This is a genomic window from Micromonospora sp. 15K316 (genome assembly GCF_004348525.1).
Lineage (GTDB): Bacteria > Actinomycetota > Actinomycetes > Mycobacteriales > Micromonosporaceae > Micromonospora.
Map to the genome: position 1 here is coordinate 53,037 of NZ_SMKG01000005.1, position 18,880 is coordinate 71,916.

The following is an 18,880-nucleotide window of genomic DNA, read 5'->3' on the forward strand; positions in this document are numbered from 1 at the left end:
GGCATGAAGAACCGTCCTCGGGGCGGCCTGGGTCGAGGCCTGGGGGCGCTCATTCCGACCGGCCCGGTAGCGGGCACCGGAACGGATCTCGCCGAGCCGGCGAGCGGGCTGCCGGCCGCAGAGGCGGCGGTCAACGGCGCGCCGCTCCCGGAGGCCCCGGTCGCCCCGCCGCAGCCCGAGTCGACGCTGAGTCCGGTCCCGGGCGCGCGGTTCGCCGAGATCTCGGTCGACGCGATCGTGCCGAACCCGAAGCAGCCCCGGCAGGTCTTCGACGAGGAGGCGCTGGAGGAGCTGAAGACCTCGATCCAGGAGGTCGGCTTCCTCCAGCCCATCGTCGTACGCCAGCTCGACGACGAGAAGTACGAGCTGGTGATGGGCGAGCGCCGGTGGCGTGCGGCCCAGGCTGTCGGCCGGGAGAACATTCCGGCGATCGTGCGGGACACGCGGGACGACGCGATGCTCCGGGACGCCCTGCTGGAGAACATCCACCGGGCGAATCTCAACCCGCTGGAAGAGGCGGCCGCCTACCAGCAGCTGCTGGAGGAGTTCGGGGCCACCCACGAGGAGCTGGCCCGCCGGATCGGGCGCAGCCGGCCGCAGATCTCCAACACCATCCGGCTGTTGAACCTCCCGGCCCAGGTGCAGCGGCGGGTCGCCGCCGGTGTCCTCTCCGCCGGGCACGCCCGCGCCCTGCTGAGCCTCGACGACTCCGAGGCTCAGGAGCAGCTGGCCAAGCGGATCGTCGCCGAGGGTCTCTCGGTACGCGCCACCGAGGAGATCGTGGCTCTTGCCCTCAGCGACGGGCCCGCGAAGACCCCGGCGGCCAGCCGTCGAACCAAGCCGCACGCACCGGCCCTCAACGATTTGGCCGACCGGCTGTCCGACCGGTTCGACACCCGGGTGAAGGTGGACATCGGCCGGAGCAAGGGAAAGATCACCATCGAGTTCGCCACGGTCGACGACCTGGAGCGGATCGTCGGGATCATCGGCGTCGGCGAGGAGCCGACCGAGTCCTGACCCGAACGAGCCCGACGGCCGCACATCCCTGCCGGGGTGTGCGGCCGTCGTGCTGACGGGGTCGGGCCCTGAAATGCCGTCCCTGCGCCCCTGTCCCACTGACGGGTCTGCCGGCCGTTGTTCGTGCCGCCGGGCCCTGCCTCCCGTCGGCGCGACCCACGGCGATCAGATTGGACCGGGCGTGCGCCGCCGCAGCGGGGGGACCCGCGGCGATCAGGCCGGGCTTCGGGGGTGTCGGTCGATTCCGCATGGGGCGAGCGCAGTCGACCCGGTTCAGTGGACCGGCCGCTACCACCTCGTCCCGGAGTTCAGGTGGAAGACGCCATCCAGGGTCACCTTCTCGGTGCCAACGCGATCGCTGTTTCACGTGAAACGGGGACCGCCGGGGTGCGTGGAACGTGCCGGGTGCGGAGTGACGGCGGTGGGCGAACTTATCCACACCGGTTATCCACAGGCGACTGCCGTTTCACGTGAAACAGCGCGTGGAACCCCTTGCGTACCTGTGGATTACCGCCGAACGGCGGGTCTTCGAGTGCCTGTGGATATCTCGGTCCCGGGACCACCTGCCCGGGCTTCGAGACCGGTTCGGGAGCGAACGGAAGGGCTCTGGAGGGGCCGCCACAACGGTCGGTGCGGGGTAGGGACAGCGATGCCGGACTCGACTAGGGTCAGCCTCGTGCAAGACACCCCTCCCGCAGTTCCGGACTTCACCCAGTGGCCCTCGTTCCCCTTCGAGGGCGATCTTCGTGTCAAGCAACTCGACGATCCGGTCCCGGTCGAGCCGCCCCGCAAGGGTGAGGGCAACCGGGAGTGCGTCACCTGCAGCGCTCCCGACGAGGCCTACATCTGGGTCGGCGAGCGGTGGCGGGTACGAGCGATGGACCGGCCCACCGGTCTGCCGATGGTCCTCATCCTGGAGTCCCGATCCCACCTCGACCTCGGCGACCTGCCGAACCTGCTCGCTGCCGAGCTGGGCGTGATGACGGTACGGCTGGAGCGCGCGATCCGGTCGCTGGACGATGTGGCTCGAGTGCACGTGAATCGGTGGGGCGACGGCTCGGCGCACCTGCACCTGTGGTTCCTTGCCCGCCCGCGCGGCTATCTCCAGCTGCGGGGCACGTTCCTGTCCCTCTGGGACTCGATTCTGCCGCCGATCCCCGAGACCAAGTGGCGAGAGAACCTCGCGATGGTGGCGGCCTGGCTGGCCGATTTCGGCGGCCGTCCACTCGCGGAGCCGCCCCGGATTCAGTGGCAGGCCCCGTCCAGCATCACCGCGTCGTTCCCCGCCACCGATACCGAGGCCGTGCCGGAGATCTCCGTGATCGAGGCGGCCGAGGAGACTCCGCCCGCCGACGAGACCTCCACCGCTGCCTCTGCCACTGCCGCTGCCGACGGCTTCGCGCCCGCTGACGCTCACCGCTTCGCGCCCGCTGACGCTCACGGCTCGGCGCCCGACGAGCGTCTGGGCGGCGCGGACGGCGCGGACGGCGGCGACGCCGAGGCGGGCTCCGCAGGTGACGAGCCCGGCGACCGGACCGACGAGGAGGACCTGGGGATCGAGGCGGCGACGGAGGGTGTGACGCCCGTGGAGAGCGCCTTGACCGAGGAGGCCGGACAGCAGCCGAAGGTGCCGTCGCCGAGACGCTCCGACGAAGACGTACCGGCGGCGAAGCCGGCGATCACCAACTAGGCGCACTACTGCTCGACCGGCCGCATCGCCGGATCGTACGAACCGCACCGGCCGGCGCGACGGCGTGGGGACTACCCGGCAGCCGCCGCTCGGCGACCACCGCGACAACTCGACTCAGCGGGGAAGGCAGCCTGCGGCGGGCGCTTCAGAGGCTCGTACAGAGCCGAGAGGGGCGGCCGTGCAGAGCCGAGCGGGTCAGGGCCGTCGGGCGGCGGCGCGGGCGACGAGCGTGCTCAGCACCCGCCCGAAGTCGAGGCCCGCAGCGGCTACGGCGAGCGGCAGCAGCGACGTCTCGGTCATCCCCGGCGAGACGTTGACCTCCAACACGTGCGACCGCCCATCGGCGTCGACGATGAGGTCGACCCGGGACAGGTCGCGCAGGCCCAGGGCGCGGTGTGCGGCCAGGGCCACCTCGGCCACGTTCGTCGCGACCCCCGAGTCGAGGCGCGCGGGCGCGTGCCAGGTGGTCCGACCGGCGGTGTACCGGGCGGCGTAGTCGTAGACGCCGTTCCGCGGCACGATCTCCACCGCCGGCAGGGCCTGCGGGCCGTCGCCGAGGTCGATGACGGAGACGGCCACGTCCATCCCCGGCACGTACCGCTCGACGAGCGCGGTCGAGCCGTACGCGAAGCAACCCACCATGGCGGCCGGTAGGGCGGCGCTCTCCCGGACCACGGCCGCGCCCAGGCCGGAACCTCCCTGCGCCGGCTTCACCATCAACGGCAGGCCGAGCCGGTCGACGATCCGGTCGAGCACCGCCACCGCGCCCAGTTCGGAGAAGCGGTCGTGCGGCAGCGCGACCCAGTCCGGGGTCGGGATGCCCGCCTCGCGGAGCACCGTCTTCGCCGAGGGCTTGTCCCAGGCGAGCCGAGACGCCCGCGCGTCACAGCCGACGTACGGGACATCGCAGAGGTCGAGGACACCGCGCAGTGATCCGTCCTCCCCGGTCGCACCGTGCAGGGCGATGACGACGGCGTCCGGCGGGTCGGCGGCCAACGCCGGCAGCAGCGCGATGTCGGCGTCACGGAGCTCGACGTCCATGCCGACGGTCCGGAGCGCGTCGAGCACCCGGCGGCCGGAGCGCAGCGAAACGTCCCGTTCGTACGAGAGCCCGCCGGCGAGGACCAGGACGTGCAGGTCGTCGATTGCGGCCGGCTCGGTCAGCTCGGGACGGTCGGCAGCGGTCTTAGCCATGCCGGAATCATGCCAAGGCCGGCCCCGGCGCGTCTGAGCCGGCCCGGCGGCGGGGACCCTCGCCACGTACCGCCCCGAAGACCTGCCGCGTCGCGATCTCCTGCTCCATCACCCCGGCGAGCCGACGCACGCCCTCTCGGATCCGCTCCGGGGGCGGGAAGCTGAAGTTCAGCCGCATGTGGCCGCCGCCGGAACCGTCGGCGTAGAAACCGGTGCCCGGCACGTACGCGACGCGGGCCGCGACGGCACGCGGCATCATCGCCTTCGAGTCGAGCCCGTCGGGCAGCGTGGCCCAGACGAAGAGACCGCCACCGGGCTTGGTCCAGCTGGTGCCGGCCGGCATCAGGTCGGTGAGCGCGTCGAGCAGGGCGTCCCGGCGCTCCCGGTAGACCTCCCGGTAGACCTTCAGCTGTTCCCGCCACGGCATGGTGTTGAGGTACGTCGACACGGCCGCCTGCGCGTACCCGCTGGGGCAGAGGATCTGCGCCTCGCTCGCGATCACCAACTTGTCGCGGACCGCGTGCGGCGCGAGGATCCAGCCGACCCGCAGGCCGGGAGCGAAGGTCTTGGAGAAGGTGCTGAGGTAGAACACGCCCTCCCGCCGACGGGCCCGTAGCGGCGCCGGCGCCTCGCTCTCGAACCCCAGCTGACCGTACGGGTCGTCCTCGACCACGAGCAGGCCCGCGCGCTCGCAGATGTCGAGGACTCGTTCCCGGCGCTCCTCGGTCAGCGTGACGCCTGTCGGGTTCTGGTAGGTGGGGATGGTGTAGAGGAACTTGACCCGCCGACCAGCGCGTGCCTGCTCGGCGATGGCGGTCTCCAGCGCCTCCGGAATGAGCCCGTCGGAGTCCATCGGCACGTGGACCACCTGAGCCTGGGCGGCCTGGAACACCCCGAGCGCACCGACGTAGGTCGGGCCCTCGGCGAGCACCACGTCGCCCGGGTCGAGGAAGAGGCGGGCCACCAGGTCGAGCGCCTGCTGCCCGCCGACCGTGACGACCACGTCCTCCGGGGACGCGCCGCAGGCGGCGTCGATTCCGGAGAGGGCCATCACCTCGCAGATCCCCTCGCGCAGCTCCAGCGTGCCCTGGCCGATGCCGTACTGGAGGGTGGTCGCGCCGTGCTCGGAGCCGAGGCGGCCGAGCATCTCGCCCACCGCGTCCAGCGGCAGCGCGGCGATGTAGGGGGCGCCTCCGGCCAGCGACACGACCTCCGGACGACTCGCCACCGCGAAGAGGGCCCGGATCTCCGAGGCCGTCATGCCCCGGACGCGCCGGGCGTACCGGTCGGTGTAGTCGTCGAGCGTCGTGCCGGCCATGACATCACCTCGATCGCTAAGGCGGAATCCCGTTCCGGCGTACCCCGGACACCGGCGACCATGGCGGCAGGGGACGCCGATTTTCGATCCTAGACCGGGTTCGCCGAACTGGGCACCGGACATCAGGTGCGTCCACTCCCCGGACAGGTCACCCGCGCGAGGGGGCGTATGCGCGTCCCCTCCCGAACGGTCGGGCGGCGGCGTACGATCGCTCGTCGGGGGCAGGAAGGCGGCGCTGTCGTTCCGTGCCGGTTCACCGCCGAGCCTAGTGTGGGGTGCGCCAATGTCGCGACGTCTGGTCAGCCTGACCCTGGACACGCTGGAGGACCTGCCGCGTCCCTGCCGACAGTGCGTCTACTGGGAGTTGGATCCGGTCTCCGCGGATCGGGCCTGCGCGGCCGGTGATCCGGGTCTGGAGAAGGAGGCCTGGGTCTCCCAGACGCTGCTCGAGTGGGGGTCCTGCGGCAAGCTCGCCTACGTCGACGGCATGCCGGCCGGCTTCGTCATGTACGCCCCGCCGGCGTACGTTCCCCGCTCGATGGCCTTTCCCACCTCGCCCGTCTCCGCCGACGCCGTGTTGCTGATGACGGCGAACGTGGTGTCGTCCTTCGCCGGGGGTGGATTGGGGCGGATGCTCGTACAGGGTGTCGCGCGGGACCTCACCAAGCGCGGGATCAAAGCGATCGAGGCGTTCGGCGACGCCAAGTTCGGTGACGCGCCGGAGGACTCCCGGGCCTGCGTCGCACCGGCCGATTTCTTCCTCTCCGTCGGCTTCAAGACCGTACGTCCGCATCCCCGTTTCCCACGGCTCCGGCTGGAGCTGCGCACCGCGCTGAGCTGGAAGTCCGACGTCGAGTACGCGCTGGAGAAGCTGCTCGGCTCGATGAGCCCGGAGAGCCTGCTCCGTCCCGTCCGACCCGCCGCGGCCACCCGGTCCGGCACGAGCTGAGCCGGCCCGATCAGTCGACCACTGTACCGGCCGCCACCACGGCCCGTAGCTCGCTGACGTCGATCGAACCGGTCGGCACGTCCCGCTCGATCGGGAAGTACATCCGCTGCACGGCGGCCACGATCGCCTCGGCGACCCGGTCCCGGAACCGCGGGTCGACCAGCCGGGCGCGGTCCGTGGGTGAGGTGAGGTAGCCGACCTCGACCCGGACCGCCGGCATCCGGGTCAGCCGGAGCAGGTCCCACGCCTTGGCGTGGGTGCCGCAGTTCCGCAGCCCGGTACGCGCCACGATCTCCCGCTGCACGAGCCCCGCCAACCGCTCACCGGTCGCCGAGGTCACCCCGTTGTCGGTGCCGTAGTGGTAGGTCGCCACCCCGTCGGCGGCCGGATTGACGTGCCCGTCGGTGTGCAACGAGATGAACACGTCGGCGCCGAGCGCGTTGGCCAGCTGGGCCCGGTCGGTGTCCGGCAGGCACTCGCCGGGGGCGGGGCCACGGGTGAGCTGCACCCGCACCCCGGAGGCCGCCAGCCGCCCCTCCAGCCGGCTCGCCAGGTCGTGCGCCAGGTCCGCCTCGGTCCAGCGCAGCGTCCCGTCCGGCACCACCACGCCGGGGTCGGTGCCGCCGTGCCCGGGGTCGATGACCACGGTACGGCCGACGAGGGTCGGGCCCGACTGGCGTATCGCGTCGGACTCGCGAAGCCACTGGGGGCGCCCGCCGACCACCTTCCGGCCGAGCCGGCGTAGCGCGTTCATGGTGTGCGGCCCGCACGCGCCGTCCGGGGTGAGCCCGACCTCCCGCTGGAACTGGGCCACCGCCCGGGACGTCCGGATGCCGTAGATGGCGTCCGCCCGACCCGCGTCGTACCCCATCTCCAGCAGGCGTTCCTGCAGGGAGCGGACGTCCTCGCCGGTGAGCGGCTCGGGTACCGCGTGGTAGAGGGTGCGTGCGCCGAGCCGCCAGCGGGCGGCCTCCAGGGCCCGCCACGTCTCCGCACCGACCCGGCCGTCCACGCTCAGACCACGGGACTGCTGGAAGGCGCGTACCGCCCGCTCGGTGGTGCTGTCGAACTCGTCGAGCTGCGCGGCGTCCCCGGGCGGGAGCAGGTCGAGCCCGGCCAGGACCGTACGGATCTCCGTGACCGCAGGCCCGCGGTCACCGGGACGGATCGGACGCACGCACGACCCCCTCTGCACGGATGCTGGCTGGCCGGGCGGCCCGTGCTTGAGGTTATGCGTTCCGGCCCCCTGAGGTGGCTCGCCCGGCGAAAAAACGCGACCCCGCACCCAGGTCAACCGGGTACGGGGTCGCGGCGTAAGCGGTGCTCAGAGCGCCGATTCGATCAGCTTGAGCAGCTCGCCCTTCGGCTTGGCGCCGGCGATGGACTGCACCGGCTGGCCGTTCTTGAAGATCGTCAGGGTCGGCACCGACATCACCCGGTACGCCCGCGCGGTCTCCGGGTTCTCGTCGATGTTGAGCTTGACGATGGTGACCTGGTCGCTCATCTCGCCGGCGATCTCCTCGAGCAGCGGCGACACCTTGCGGCACGGGCCGCACCACTCCGCCCAGAAGTCGACCAGCACCGGCTTGTCGGCCTGCAGCACATCACTGACGAAGCTCGCGTCGGTGACCGCCTTGGTTGTTCCCACTATGGCCCTCCTCCGGGGGTTGTTTCCGTTCTCAGCCCTGCAAAGTCGCGATGAAACGCTCGGCGTCGAGGGCGGCGGCGCAGCCCGTACCAGCGGCGGTGATCGCCTGCCGGTAGGTGTGGTCTACCAGGTCGCCGGCCGCGAACACACCCGGCACGCTGGTCCGGGTGCTGGGAGCCTGCACCTTCACGTACCCCTCGTCGTCGACCTCGACCTGCCCGCGGAAGAGCTCGCTACGCGGGTCGTGGCCGATCGCCACGAAGACACCTGTCACGTCGAGCTGCTTGACCTCCCCGGTGTGCACGTTGCGGACGCGCACGCCGGTGACCTTCCCGTCGGCGCCGAGGACCTCCTCGACCACGGTGTCCCACTCGACCTTGATCTTGTCGTTGTTCAGCGCCCGGTCGGCCATGATCTTGCTGGCGCGGAACGAGTCACGCCGGTGGATGATGGTGACCGAGTCGGCGAAGCGGGTGAGGAAGCTCGCCTCCTCCATCGCCGAGTCGCCACCGCCGACGACGACGATGTGCTGGTTGCGGAAGAAGAAGCCGTCACAGGTCGCGCACGAGGAGACACCGTGGCCGAGGTACTCCTGCTCGCCCGGCACGCCCAGCGGCCGCCACGCGGAACCGGTGGCGAGGATGATCGCGTGCGCCCGGTAGGCCGTCTCGCCGACCCAGACGGTGCTGACCGCGCCGGAGCCGGTGTCGCCGGTGTCCACCAGCTCGACCCGGGTCACGTCGTCGGTCAGGAACTCGGCGCCGAACCGCTCGGCCTGCTTGCGCATGTTGTCCATCAGCTCGGGGCCGAGGATGCCGTCGGCGAAGCCGGGGAAGTTCTCCACCTCGGTCGTCGTCATCAACGCGCCACCCGACTGCACGCCCTCGATGATGAGGGGCTTCAGGTTGGCGCGTGCGGCATAGACAGCCGCCGTGTAACCGGCCGGCCCGGAGCCGATGATGATCAGGTTGCGGACCTCGTCCACTGCCGTCTCCCGAGTTGTGTGTGTTTCGGCATCGACGCGCGCACGATGCCGATCCGAGTCACCGGCGCCTGACGGTGCCGGCAGCTACTTGCGAAACGTCATCGTACGAACCGGGAATTCCCGCGCCGGTCGTTCGGTGGGTCAGGTCACGCGGATGCCCGAACGCCCGGATGACCGTGAACTCACCCTACCCGCGTGCGGTAGCGGGTGTCCGCGCCGGAGCCCGGCACCCCGCACTCCGGTCCGCTCACCCAGGCCCACCGGGCACCCCCCGCGTCGGTGAAGCGTACGACCAGGGCCTGCTCCCCCTGGAAGGCCGCGTAGTCGACCAGATCGGCCACGAGCGGGCCCGCCCGGTGCTCGGTGGCGATCTCGCGCAGGCAGGTGGCGAGCGCGGCCGGATCGGCGAGCCGGGCGAGCCGATCGCTCCCGTCGGGCGCCGACAGCCGGTCCCCCGTGGTGCCGGCCGCACTCCGGTGCGTCGGCAGCGGGCTGCCCTCCAGCGTCTTCGGGATGTTGGACGCGAAGAAGGAGCCGAGGCTCTGCGGCGTGTAGTCGGTACCGCTGTGCGTCGCCGGCCCGGTGGTCCGGACCGGCGCGGAAGCGGCCTCGGGAGCGTTCGCGGGCGCATCCAGCGCGGTGCCGGAGGTCTGGGCGTCGTCGCCTCCGCCGGCCAGCCGGTCGACGCCGATACCGACGGCCGCCACGGCTACCGCGGCGAGCGCCACCGGCCCCGCCATCCGGACCAGCCGCCGCCGACGGCGGCCCGGTCCGGTGGTCGCACCCCGATCCGATCGCGGTACGCCGGCAGCCGGCCGGCGTGGACCGCCCTGCGCCGGGACGAGTGGGCTTCCGGCTGGACCCTCGTCCGGCCCGGGCTGCTTCTCCGTTGGGGTACCGGGCGTCGCTCGGGCGTCGAACCCGGTGCCGCCGTCGGTGGCAGCGACCTCCACCCCGGCCGAGCCGGTTTCGCCCCCGCCGGCCGGCGGAGGCAGCGCGGCGAGCGCCGCGGTGATCTGCTCGACGACCTCCGGCGGCATCTCGGCCACCGGCTCCCCCCAGCGCGCCAGCTCCCCCTCGACGGCCGCCACGGCCGGCGCCAGCTGTGCGTACGCCTCGGCCCAGGCAGCGTCCTCGGCGACCAGCCGCGCGACCACCACCTGCTCCGGCGTGCCGTCCAGCGCGCCGCCGAGGTAGTCGGCGAGCAGGTCGTGGTCGACCTCCCGGAACCGCCCGACCGTCACGAGTCCTCCTGCTTGGCGTCCCGCCGGGATCGCCCCGACCCCGATCCGACGCCGTCGGCCCGGCGCGGGTTCCCCAGCGTGACCGGCGGCACGTCGGAGCCGCCGCCGACCGGGGTCGCCGGGCCGCCCGCCGTGGGGCGGAGGTGACCCAGCGACACGGCCAGCCGAGCCCGCCCCCGGGAGCACCGGCTCTTCACCGTCCCCTCGGCCACGCCGAGGATCGTCGCCGCCTCGGCGACCGGGTACCCCTGCACGTCCACCAGGACGAGCGCGGCACGCTGCTCGGCGGGTAGCGCGGCGAGCGCGTCCCGTACGACGAGTGCGGTGTCGTGGTCGTACGTCGGGGCGGCCGGCTCCACACCCCCGGTGGCGGAGCCGCTGTCGGTGCGTACGCCGTCGGGCAGCGGCACCGTCGGGTGGGCCTGCCGCCGGCGGATGCGGTCGAGACAGGCGTTCACCACGATCCGGTGCAGCCAGGTGGTGACCGCCGAGTCGCCGCGGAATCGGCTCGCGGCCCGGTGGGCGGAGAGCAGGGCGTCCTGGAGCGCGTCGGCGGCCTCCTCGCGGTCGCCCATCGTCCGCAGCGCCACCGCCCAGAGACGATCGCGGTGCCGGTGGAAGAGCTGGGCGAAGGCGTCCCGATCGCCGGCGACGTGCGCGCGCAGCAGCGCCAGGTCGTCGGACGGGTCGGCGGGCCCAGCCGGAGTGGGCGGACCCGCCGGAGGCGCGGTCGTCGTACGGGTCTCGCGCTCCTCCATCACCACGTCCGGCGGAGGCGGTGCCCGGAGCGCGGTGGCCGGCTCACGACCCCTGAACCGTGATCTCCTGGACCCCGAGCCGGTAGCCGCCGTCGTCGTCGGCCGGCAGCTGGGTGACCCAGAAGAAGAGGTACTGGTACTTCTGGTCGGCGTTGAAGCCGTCGAAGGCCATCGTGGTGCCGTCGTGCTCCTCGAACGGCTGCCCGATCCGGGTCTTGTAGTCGCGCAGCACCTGCTTGTCTCCGGACGAGCTGGACGGCGGGTTCGTCGTACCGGCGTAGAGGGCGGCGGTGGCGCCGGTGGCGGAGAGGGTGACCTGTACGGACTTCACCGTGTGCGGGGAGCCGAGGTCCAGCCAGACCCCCATGCCGCGCTTGAGGTTGCCGTACTTGTCGTTCGGGTAGTTGTCGGTCCGCCAGCCCTTGTCCTTGTCGCTGTCGATGATCTTGTCGGCGTCGTCCAGCTCGTCGCGCTTGGTGCTGTCCGGGTCGATGATCCGGACGTCCTCGATGCGCAGCGGACCGACAGCCGCGGCCGGCGGGTCGGCCTGGGCGGGCGCGCTGGAGCTGGGCGCGGCCACCGGGTTGGTCTGCGGGTCCTTGTCGTCGCCCAGGGTGCTGATGCCGATGAGGAGCCCGACCAGGGCGACCGCCAGCAGCCCGGCGATGCCGATGGCGACCTTGCGGCCACCCGCGGCGGCCAGCGGCGACGGCTCCTCCCCGGCCTCGGCCGCGAAGCGCAGCGGGCCGCTGTTGTCGAGGAACTGATCCTCGGCCGGCACGTCGAGCCGGGCCAGCTCGGCCGAGAGCACATCCGACGACGGCGGAGCGATCTCGGTGTCGAGCAGATCCATGGTCAGGTCGTCCAGGTACGCGGGCACACCGGCGCGTACCTGCCGGGGGGCGGCGAGCGCGCCGTCGGCGTCCCGGACCGCGTCGGCGATGCCGGCCCGCCCGTGCCCGGCGGTGGCGCCCCGCAGCGGAGCCTCGGTGTGCGGCCAGTGCCCGGTCAACGCGAAGTAGAGGAGGCCGCCGACCGCGCGGACGTCGTTCTCCTGGCTGTCGTCGCCGTCGGTACGCGCATCGGCCAGGACCACCCGGCCGTCGTCGGAGATCATGACGGTGCCCGGGTGCACGTTCCCGTGCACCATCCCAGTGGCGTGGACGGCGGCGAGGGCGCTGGCGACGGCGGCGCCGATGGCGGTCGCCCGGGCCGGGTCCAGCGGTTCGTCGGCGACCATCTCGCGCAGGGAGCGGCCGTCCACCCACTCGCGCACCACGTACGCCCGCTCATCCTCGTCGATCGCGTCGTAGACGCCGACGAGGTTGGGGTGGATGACCCGGCTGGCCGCGACGGCCGCCTGGAGCATCTCGGTGGCGGAGTCGCCGCCCGGGTAGCGCAGCACGACCGCGACGGGGCGGCGCAGCACGACGTCGACGCCTCGCCAGACCAACCGCCCGGCGCTGTCGTTGTTGATGTGCTCGACCAGCTCGTACCGCTCGGCGAGGATTTCACCGGCCGTGGGAGCACCGAAGGTCATGACCGGCGGAGCGCTCTCGTCCGCGTCCTGACCCTCGCCGACCTGGGTCACCCGTCCTCCCTCGGTGATCGTGTCGATCGATGGACCCGCGCTGCTGGGCATGTGGCTTCCCGCTCTGCCTTCGAAGGAACCGGCCGACCGGTGTCGGCGCGTGCGCCGCCGCCTGCCGTACCCGTCGAGAGCGACCTTACCCGGGTTGCCCGCCTCCCCGACATGTCATCTTCCCGCCGTACCCGGCGGGGGTGCCGGGGGTAGGGCGCATCGTCCGGTTACGACCGTTGTCAGCCACGTTGCTGGCACATGTACTGGCCAATCTACGGGTTCACCGCAAGAGGCCGGCGGAGGGGCCCGACCGGGTGGCGGTCCGCGCCCACCCCGCCTTTCCCCCCGTACGGGTGACCACGCTCAGCCGTACGGCTGGTTATCCACAGGCCGATCTGGTGGTTGGCCGGTGAATCGCGGAGTTATCCACAGGTGCATCCCCAGGCTGGTGATCCACCGTCACAGACCGTACGGACCGCCGGACAAAGGTGCGGTCAGCGGCCCAGCCGGCGGCGGACCATCCCCACCACCTCGGTGATCTCACCGATCCGCAGCGCCATGGCGAGGCCGAGGTAGGTCCCGCCGATCACCGCGCCACCGACCACCAGCTGCACGATGGCTTCCAGCCGGGTCGGCGTGCTGTCACCGGGCAGCAGCTTGACCACCAGCAACCCGATCAGCGCCGCGCCGAGCGCGGCGACGAGGACCCGGCCGAGGGTACGCATGATTGCGCCGAGCCCGATCCGGCCGACCCGTGGGCGGAGCAGCCAGGCGGAGCCGATCGCCGCCGCCAAGTAGGAGACCGCGTTGCCGACCATCATTCCCGCCGCGGCGAAGTGCGCGGCGAAGGCGGCGAAGAGCACGATCTGCACGCCGATCCGCAGCGCCACCACCGGAATGTTGATCAACGCGGGCGTGCGGGTGTCCGGCAGGGCGTAGAACGCGAAGGTGAAGAGTTGGCTGATCGCGAAGGGCACCAGAGCGAGCGCGGCGAGCAGCAGCACCAGCGCGGTGTCCGCGGCGCTCTCCTCGCTGAAGGCGCCGTAGCGGAACAGCACCACCGCCAGCGGAGTGGCGAGCACCGCGTAGCAGACGGCGATCGGAGCGAGCACGGCCGAGACCGTCCGGGTGCCCCGGGAGAGGTCGGCGGCGACGTCGCCGTAGCGGCCATCCGCGGCGGCGGCGCTCATCCGGGGCATCAGCGCCGTGATGATCGAGACGGCGATGATGCCGTGCGCCATCATCAGCAGCAGGAAGACGTTGTTGTAGATGAGTGCGCCGGCGTCGCCGTCACCCGCCCGGTTCAACAGGTTGAAGAGCACGATCAGACCGACCTGGCTGACCGCGACGTAGCAGAACATCCAAGCGCCGAGGCGGCCCAGCTCGCGGAGGCCGAGCGCGCGGAAGTCGAACCGTAGCCTCCACCGGAAACCGACCTTGCGCAGCGCCGGAAGCAGACCGGCGGCCTGGACCGCGACGCCGAGCAGCGTGCCGCCGCTGATCAGGATGATCCGACCGGCGGTCATCTCCGCCGGCTGGACGATCTCCGCGCCGAAGATCGCGATGTAGATCCCGGCGGTGGCGATCACCACGATGTTGTTCAGGATCGGCGCCCACATCGGGGCGGCGAAGTGCCCCCGGGTGTTGAGCACCGCGCTGACCAGCGCGCTGAGGCCGGTGAAGAAGATCATCGGCAGCATCAGGTAGGAGAGGTAGGTGACCAGGTCCTGATAGTCCTCGCCACGGTTGTCGCTGGTGTACAGCCTGGTCAGCAACGGGGCCGCGACCACCGCGACCAGCGCGGCCGCGGCGAGAGTGACCACCGCGAGGGTGAGCAGCCGCTGGGAGTAGGCCTGACCGCCGTCGGCGTCCGCCTTCCGCCGGCGTACGAGCACCGGGATCAGGACGCTGGTGAGGATGCCGCCGAGCAGGAACTCGTAGACCATCCCGGGCAGGATCTGCGCGGTGGTGTACGCGTCACCGACGAGCGCGCCGCCGAGCGCGGCGGTCAGCACGAGTGTGCGCAGGAACCCGGTGCCCCGGCTGACGAGGCTGCCGATCGCCATCACGGCGCTGTTCGCGGCGGCGCTCGTCTCCGCGACGACCTCCTGCGGCGGCGCCACGGACTCCGCTCCGGGTTGGTTCAGCGGCTCCGCGGAGATGAAGGTCGCCCCGTCGGGCGGGGGCATGGCGCCGTCCGGCATGGCGTTCGCGCTGCGGTAGAGCCCGCCGCTCATCTTCAGCCTCCCCGGATACCTCGGCCGGGCGCCCGCCCGCACGTCACAGACCTTAGTCAACGCGAACCCGTTACCCGCGCCCGCCGCAGGAGATCCAGACCCGGCCCGATAGTCTGGCGATCCCATGTCCGAAGCCTCCGCACCGCACGCCGCCGACCGCCGCGAACTCACCGCCGCGCAGCGCAACGCCGTCGCCGAACTTCTCCGCGTCTCCCCGGTCGCCGACGAACTCGGTCGCCGGTTCGCCCAGGCCGGTCATGAGTTGCACCTCGTGGGCGGATCCGTGCGCGATGCCCTGCTCGGGCGGCTCGGCGACGACCTCGACTTCTGCACCGACGCCCACCCGGACGAGACCCTGCGCATCGTCAAGGGCTGGGCGGAGGCGATCTGGGAGACCGGGCGCGAGTTCGGCACCATCGGCGCGCAGCGCGACGGGCTCCGGCTGGAGATCACCACGTTCCGGGCCGAGGCGTACGACCAGGTCAGCCGGAACCCGGTGGTCGAGTACGGCACCAGCCTCGTCGAGGACCTGAAGCGGCGGGACTTCACCATCAACGCGATGGCTGTGAGCCTGCCCGAGCACCGGTTCACCGATCCGCACGGCGGCCTCGACGACCTCGCCGCCAAGGTGATCCGTACCCCTGCCTCGCCCCAGGAGTCGTTCCGCGACGACCCGCTGCGGATGCTGCGCGCCGCCCGGTTCGCCGCGCAGCTGCGTTTCGCGGTGCACCCCGACGTCCGCGCGGCGATGACCGCGATGGCCGCCGACCTGGACCGGATCACCGCCGAGCGGATCCGGGACGAGTTCACGAAGTTGCTCTGCGGCGCCGACGCGATCACGGGACTGCGGCTGCTGGTCGACACCGGGCTGGCCGAGCGCTTCCTGCCCGAGCTGACCGGGCTGAAGCTGGAGATCGACGAGCACGCCCAGCACAAGGACGTCTACGAGCACACGCTGACCGTGGTCAGCAACGCCGTCGGCTTCGAGGAGGAGGACTGCGACTTCATCCTCCGGATGGCCGCGCTGATGCACGACGTGGGCAAGCCGGCCACGAAGTCGGTCGGGCCGGACAGCCGGGTGAGCTTCCATCACCACGAGGTGGTCGGCGCCCGGATGACCAAGGCGCGGATGAAGGCGTTGCGCTACCCGAAGGAGGTCACCGCGAAGGTGACCGCCCTGGTCGCGCTGCACCTGCGTTTCTACGGGTACGGCCGGGGCGAGTGGACCGACTCCGCGGTGCGCCGCTACGTCACCGACGCCGGCGACCTGCTGCCCCGGCTGCACAAGCTGACCCGTTCGGACTGCACCACCCGTAACCGCCGTAAGGCCGCCCAGTTGGCCGCCGACTACGACGCGCTGGAGGAGCGGATCGCCCGGCTCGCGGCGGAGGAGGACCTGGCCCGGGTACGCCCCGACCTGGACGGCAACGCGATCATGGAGCTGCTCGGTGTGCCCCCGGGGCCGGTGGTCGGCCGGGCCTGGAAGTACCTGAAGGACCTGCGCCTGGAGCGCGGTCCGCTGGACCGGGACGCCGCGGAGGCGGAGCTGCTCCGCTGGGCCCGCGACGAGGGCATCGTCTCCTGACGAGCTGACGGGAAGGGCCCCGAGACGGACGCCGCTGCGTCGACCCGGGGCCCCTCATCGTGCTCAGGCTTCGACGGCGGGCTTCGGCTTGCCGTTGTCGGCGGCCGCGCCGAGCCGGGCGAGGAGCCCGGCCAGGTCGATGCCGGTGAGGTCGCTGCCGAGCTGCAGCCCCTGCGCCACGTTGCCGGCCACCGACTTGGTCAGCGACGACGCGCCGTCGGTGGAGATGACAGTCATCTTGTCGATGGCGCCGATCGGCGCGCTCGCCGCCTCGACCACCTGGGGCAGCACCTTGACCAGCAGGTCGAGCACGGCGGCCTCGCCGTACGCGGCGAACGCCTCGGCCTTCCGGGCCATCGCGTCCGCCTCCGCCTGACCCTTGGCGAGGATCGCCGCGGCCTCGGCCTGCCCCTCCCGCTCGACCGCCTCGGCGATCGCCGACCGCCGTCGCTGCTCCGCCTCACCCTCCTTGGCGCCCTCGATCGCGTTCGCCTCCGCCAGCGCGGCCCGCCGCGCCCGCTCACCCTCACCGGTGAGCCGGGACTGCTCGGCGGCGGCCTGCGCGGCGGCGATGACGGACTGCCGTTGGGCGTCGGCCTGCAGCACCGCCGCGTTGCGGGCCGCCTCGGCCTCCTGCTCCACCTTGTAGCGGGCGGCGTCGGCCGGCTTGCGCACCTCCGTGTCGAGCTGGCGCTGCTTGAGCTCGGCGTTGCGCTCGGCCACCTTCTGCTGCTCGGAGAGGATCGCCTGGTCGCGTTCCGCCTGGGCGAGCGGCCCGGCGGCCGCGGACTTCGCCTTCGCCGCGTCGATCTCGGCCTGGATGCCGGCCTGCTTGAGGGCCAGGTTCCGGTTCGCCTCGGCGATCGCCCCCTCGGCGAGGAGCCGCTCCTGCTCCGCCTGCTGGCGGGCCCGGGCCTCGGCGATGGCCGCGTCCTTGAGCACCCGGGCGGCCTCCGGCCGGCCGAGGTCCTGCAGGTAGCTCCCCTCGGCCAGGATGTCCTGGAGCTGGAAGGTGTCCAGCACCAGGCCCTGGTTGGTCATCGAGTGCTCGGCCTCCTCGGCCACCGCGCTGGCGAACGCGGCCCGGTCGCGGATGACCTCCTCGACGGTGAGCCGCCCGACGATCGAACGCAGCGCGCCGGCGAGCACCTCGCGGGTGAAGTCCTCGATCTCGTCCTGCTGGTGCAGGAAGCGCTGGGCGGCGGCGCGGATCGCGTCCTCGGTCCCGCCGACCTTGACGATGGCGACGCCGTGCAGGTCGGTACGGATGCCCTGCTTGCTCACCGCGCCCTTGATGCCGACGTCGATCCGGCGGCTGGAGAGGTCGAGCGACTGGAGCTTCTGCACCACCGGCAGGACGAAGACCGACGCACCGAGCACCACCTTCTGCCCGGACATGTCGGTCGACCGGCCGCCGTCGGCGGTCTGCGTGGTACGGCCCTTGCGGCCGGTGACGATGAACGCCTCGTTCGGCCCGGCGACCTTGATCCGCGAGAGCACGAAGAGCACGAGGACGACGACGAGGAGGACCGCGCCTCCGATGGCGATGAGCAGGGGCATGCAGGTGTCCTGTCTGCGAGGGGGTTGGTTCAGTACGTCTCGACGTGCACGCTGGTCTCGCTGAGCGTCTCGACCACGAAGATCCGCGCGCCGACGGGGATGGGCTGGTCGGCTCGGGCGTTGAGCTTGACCGGCTGCCCGGCCAGGCGTACCCGGACCTCGCCGTAGCCGTTCAGCGGCACCGGGGAGACGACCAGGCCCACCGAGCCGACGAGGTCACTCCGGGTGGGGGTGGCGTCGGTCGGCATCCGTCGGGCGGCCCGGCCCAGCCGGGCCGCGACCCAGGCGAAGGGGAGCGCGGCGAAGGCGCCGCCGGCCGCGGCAGCGGCGACCGCGCCGGTGGTCCGGCCGCCGACCAGCTCGTTGACGATCGCGGCGCCGAAACCGAACGCGCCCGCGAATCCGGCGACGCTCTCGACCGAGATCGGTCCGTCGACGTCGACGCCGCCGAAGTGGAGCAGTTCCGTGCCGAGCAGGGCGAGCGCCAGCACACCGACACCCGCGCCGCCGATGATCAGAAAGATCAACGTCCCCGTGGCCACGTCGGGCACGGTATCGACGGCCCGCAACGTGCCGGCCGGCGGTCGCTGTGCGCCGGGAAGCTCGGACGAGCGCCGGACGAATATCTAGTCATTGACAAGATGTCTCTCTCCGAGGCAATCTTTACGGCGACAAGATGGAGGTGCCCATGTCCTCGGCAACCCTGACCACCGCCGGAATCCTGCTGATCACCGTCGTGACCGTGGCCTACGGCGGGCTGACGCTGCTCATGCACCTCGCCCGCCGCAAGGCCGGATACCTCGACAACCCGGTACGCCGCGGCCTCTGGACGGCCGGCCACGCCCACGCCGGCGTGCTGGTCCTCTTCGCGCTCGCTGTCCTGCCCTACGTCGACCAGGCTGATGCCTCCGACGGCACCCGCACCCTGATCCGGGTGCTGCTGGTGTCGGCGCCGGTCCTGATGCCGCTGGGCTTCTTCCTCTCGGTCGTACGCCCGCAGGACACCCGACCCAACAAACTGATCTGGCTGACCGTCATCGGCGGCGCCAGCCTGTGCGCGGGCGCGCTCCTGCTCGGGATCAACCTGCTCTGACGCCGCGGCGGGCCGCTCGG

Annotated in this window: 16 protein-coding genes; 5 read left to right on the plus strand and 11 right to left on the minus strand. The window is 72.1% G+C overall.

Translation table 11 applies throughout. The features are described from left to right. Window positions 1–3: 3 nt before the first annotated feature. Both E1211_RS02710 and E1211_RS02715 read left to right on the plus strand, forming a co-directional pair. Complete coding sequence (locus tag E1211_RS02710) at window positions 4–1,017, plus strand: ParB/RepB/Spo0J family partition protein (RefSeq protein ID WP_132345010.1); 1,014 nt, start codon at window positions 4–6, stop codon at window positions 1,015–1,017. A 649-nt stretch (window positions 1,018–1,666) separates the two neighbouring features. After that, on the plus strand, window positions 1,667–2,707 hold the full coding sequence (locus tag E1211_RS02715; protein ID WP_243709306.1) for a hypothetical protein: 1,041 nt from the start codon (window positions 1,667–1,669) through the stop codon (window positions 2,705–2,707). 195 nt (window positions 2,708–2,902) lie between these two features. Here the strand turns inward: E1211_RS02715 and E1211_RS02720 are convergent, their stop codons facing one another. Both E1211_RS02720 and E1211_RS02725 read right to left on the minus strand, forming a co-directional pair. Beyond that, window positions 2,903–3,901: a D-alanine--D-alanine ligase gene (locus E1211_RS02720; protein WP_132345012.1), complete on the minus strand. Its 999-nt coding sequence runs from the start codon at window positions 3,899–3,901 to the stop codon at window positions 2,903–2,905. Window positions 3,902–3,908: 7 nt separating this feature from the next. Further along, window positions 3,909–5,219: a PLP-dependent aminotransferase family protein gene (locus tag E1211_RS02725; RefSeq protein WP_132345014.1), complete on the minus strand. Its 1,311-nt coding sequence runs from the start codon at window positions 5,217–5,219 to the stop codon at window positions 3,909–3,911. Between the two features lie 283 nt (window positions 5,220–5,502). Between E1211_RS02725 and E1211_RS02730 the strand changes: the two genes are divergently transcribed. Beyond that, window positions 5,503–6,168 carry a GNAT family N-acetyltransferase gene (locus tag E1211_RS02730; protein ID WP_132345016.1) on the plus strand — a complete coding sequence of 222 codons (666 nt, stop codon included), beginning with the start codon at window positions 5,503–5,505 and terminating at the stop codon, window positions 6,166–6,168. Window positions 6,169–6,178: 10 nt separating this feature from the next. On the opposite strand, the gene E1211_RS02735 is transcribed toward E1211_RS02730, so the two are convergent. The 7 genes from E1211_RS02735 to murJ form a co-directional block, all read right to left on the minus strand. Beyond that, complete coding sequence (locus tag E1211_RS02735; protein ID WP_132345018.1) at window positions 6,179–7,345, minus strand: N-acetylmuramoyl-L-alanine amidase; 1,167 nt, start codon at window positions 7,343–7,345, stop codon at window positions 6,179–6,181. Window positions 7,346–7,492: 147 nt separating this feature from the next. Beyond that, entirely contained in the window at window positions 7,493–7,816 is a 324-nt protein-coding gene (trxA, locus tag E1211_RS02740; protein WP_132345020.1) for a thioredoxin, read from the minus strand. Between the two features lie 31 nt (window positions 7,817–7,847). Continuing rightward, window positions 7,848–8,801 carry a thioredoxin-disulfide reductase gene (gene trxB, locus E1211_RS02745; protein ID WP_132345022.1) on the minus strand — a complete coding sequence of 318 codons (954 nt, stop codon included), beginning with the start codon at window positions 8,799–8,801 and terminating at the stop codon, window positions 7,848–7,850. A 182-nt stretch (window positions 8,802–8,983) separates the two neighbouring features. Next, complete coding sequence (locus E1211_RS02750) at window positions 8,984–10,045, minus strand: hypothetical protein (RefSeq protein WP_132345024.1); 1,062 nt, start codon at window positions 10,043–10,045, stop codon at window positions 8,984–8,986. Continuing rightward, window positions 10,042–10,803, minus strand: coding sequence for an RNA polymerase sigma factor SigM (sigM, locus tag E1211_RS02755; RefSeq protein WP_132345026.1), 762 nt, complete (start codon window positions 10,801–10,803; stop codon window positions 10,042–10,044). Before sigM ends, E1211_RS02750 begins: the two co-directional genes overlap by 4 nt. A 43-nt stretch (window positions 10,804–10,846) precedes the next feature. Then, window positions 10,847–12,445, minus strand: a complete 1,599-nt coding sequence (locus E1211_RS02760) for a protein kinase family protein (RefSeq protein ID WP_132345028.1) — start codon at window positions 12,443–12,445, stop codon at window positions 10,847–10,849. Between the two features lie 434 nt (window positions 12,446–12,879). After that, the gene (gene murJ, locus E1211_RS02765) at window positions 12,880–14,622 is read right to left on the minus strand and encodes a murein biosynthesis integral membrane protein MurJ (protein WP_132345030.1); all 1,743 of its coding nucleotides are present in this window, start codon (window positions 14,620–14,622) and stop codon (window positions 12,880–12,882) included. Window positions 14,623–14,746: 124 nt separating this feature from the next. On the opposite strand from murJ, the gene E1211_RS02770 reads away from it, so the two are divergent. After that, entirely contained in the window at window positions 14,747–16,207 is a 1,461-nt protein-coding gene (locus E1211_RS02770) for a CCA tRNA nucleotidyltransferase (RefSeq protein ID WP_132345032.1), read from the plus strand. A 63-nt stretch (window positions 16,208–16,270) separates the two neighbouring features. Here the strand turns inward: E1211_RS02770 and E1211_RS02775 are convergent, their stop codons facing one another. Beyond that, complete coding sequence (locus E1211_RS02775) at window positions 16,271–17,767, minus strand: flotillin family protein (protein WP_132345034.1); 1,497 nt, start codon at window positions 17,765–17,767, stop codon at window positions 16,271–16,273. Between the two features lie 29 nt (window positions 17,768–17,796). Then, window positions 17,797–18,309, minus strand: coding sequence for a hypothetical protein (locus E1211_RS02780; protein ID WP_371686117.1), 513 nt, complete (start codon window positions 18,307–18,309; stop codon window positions 17,797–17,799). A 146-nt stretch (window positions 18,310–18,455) separates the two neighbouring features. On the opposite strand from E1211_RS02780, the gene E1211_RS02785 reads away from it, so the two are divergent. Further along, window positions 18,456–18,860, plus strand: a complete 405-nt coding sequence (locus E1211_RS02785; protein WP_132345038.1) for a hypothetical protein — start codon at window positions 18,456–18,458, stop codon at window positions 18,858–18,860. Window positions 18,861–18,880: the final 20 nt, after the last annotated feature.

What these genes read in the sequence shown, in the direction of transcription:
- E1211_RS02785 (WP_132345038.1), top strand. Translation starts at nt 18,456, where the DNA reads ATGTCCTCGGCAACCCTGACCACCGCCGGAATCCTGCTGATCACCGTC.
- sigM (WP_132345026.1), bottom strand. Translation starts at nt 10,803, where the DNA reads ATGGAGGAGCGCGAGACCCGTACGACGACCGCGCCTCCGGCGGGTCCG.
- E1211_RS02730 (WP_132345016.1), top strand. Translation starts at nt 5,503, where the DNA reads ATGTCGCGACGTCTGGTCAGCCTGACCCTGGACACGCTGGAGGACCTG.
- E1211_RS02710 (WP_132345010.1), top strand. Translation starts at nt 4, where the DNA reads ATGAAGAACCGTCCTCGGGGCGGCCTGGGTCGAGGCCTGGGGGCGCTC.
- E1211_RS02770 (WP_132345032.1), top strand. Translation starts at nt 14,747, where the DNA reads ATGTCCGAAGCCTCCGCACCGCACGCCGCCGACCGCCGCGAACTCACC.
- E1211_RS02725 (WP_132345014.1), bottom strand. Translation starts at nt 5,219, where the DNA reads ATGGCCGGCACGACGCTCGACGACTACACCGACCGGTACGCCCGGCGC.
- E1211_RS02720 (WP_132345012.1), bottom strand. Translation starts at nt 3,901, where the DNA reads ATGGCTAAGACCGCTGCCGACCGTCCCGAGCTGACCGAGCCGGCCGCA.
- E1211_RS02760 (WP_132345028.1), bottom strand. Translation starts at nt 12,445, where the DNA reads ATGCCCAGCAGCGCGGGTCCATCGATCGACACGATCACCGAGGGAGGA.
- E1211_RS02715 (WP_243709306.1), top strand. Translation starts at nt 1,667, where the DNA reads ATGCCGGACTCGACTAGGGTCAGCCTCGTGCAAGACACCCCTCCCGCA.
- E1211_RS02775 (WP_132345034.1), bottom strand. Translation starts at nt 17,767, where the DNA reads ATGCCCCTGCTCATCGCCATCGGAGGCGCGGTCCTCCTCGTCGTCGTC.
- murJ (WP_132345030.1), bottom strand. Translation starts at nt 14,622, where the DNA reads ATGAGCGGCGGGCTCTACCGCAGCGCGAACGCCATGCCGGACGGCGCC.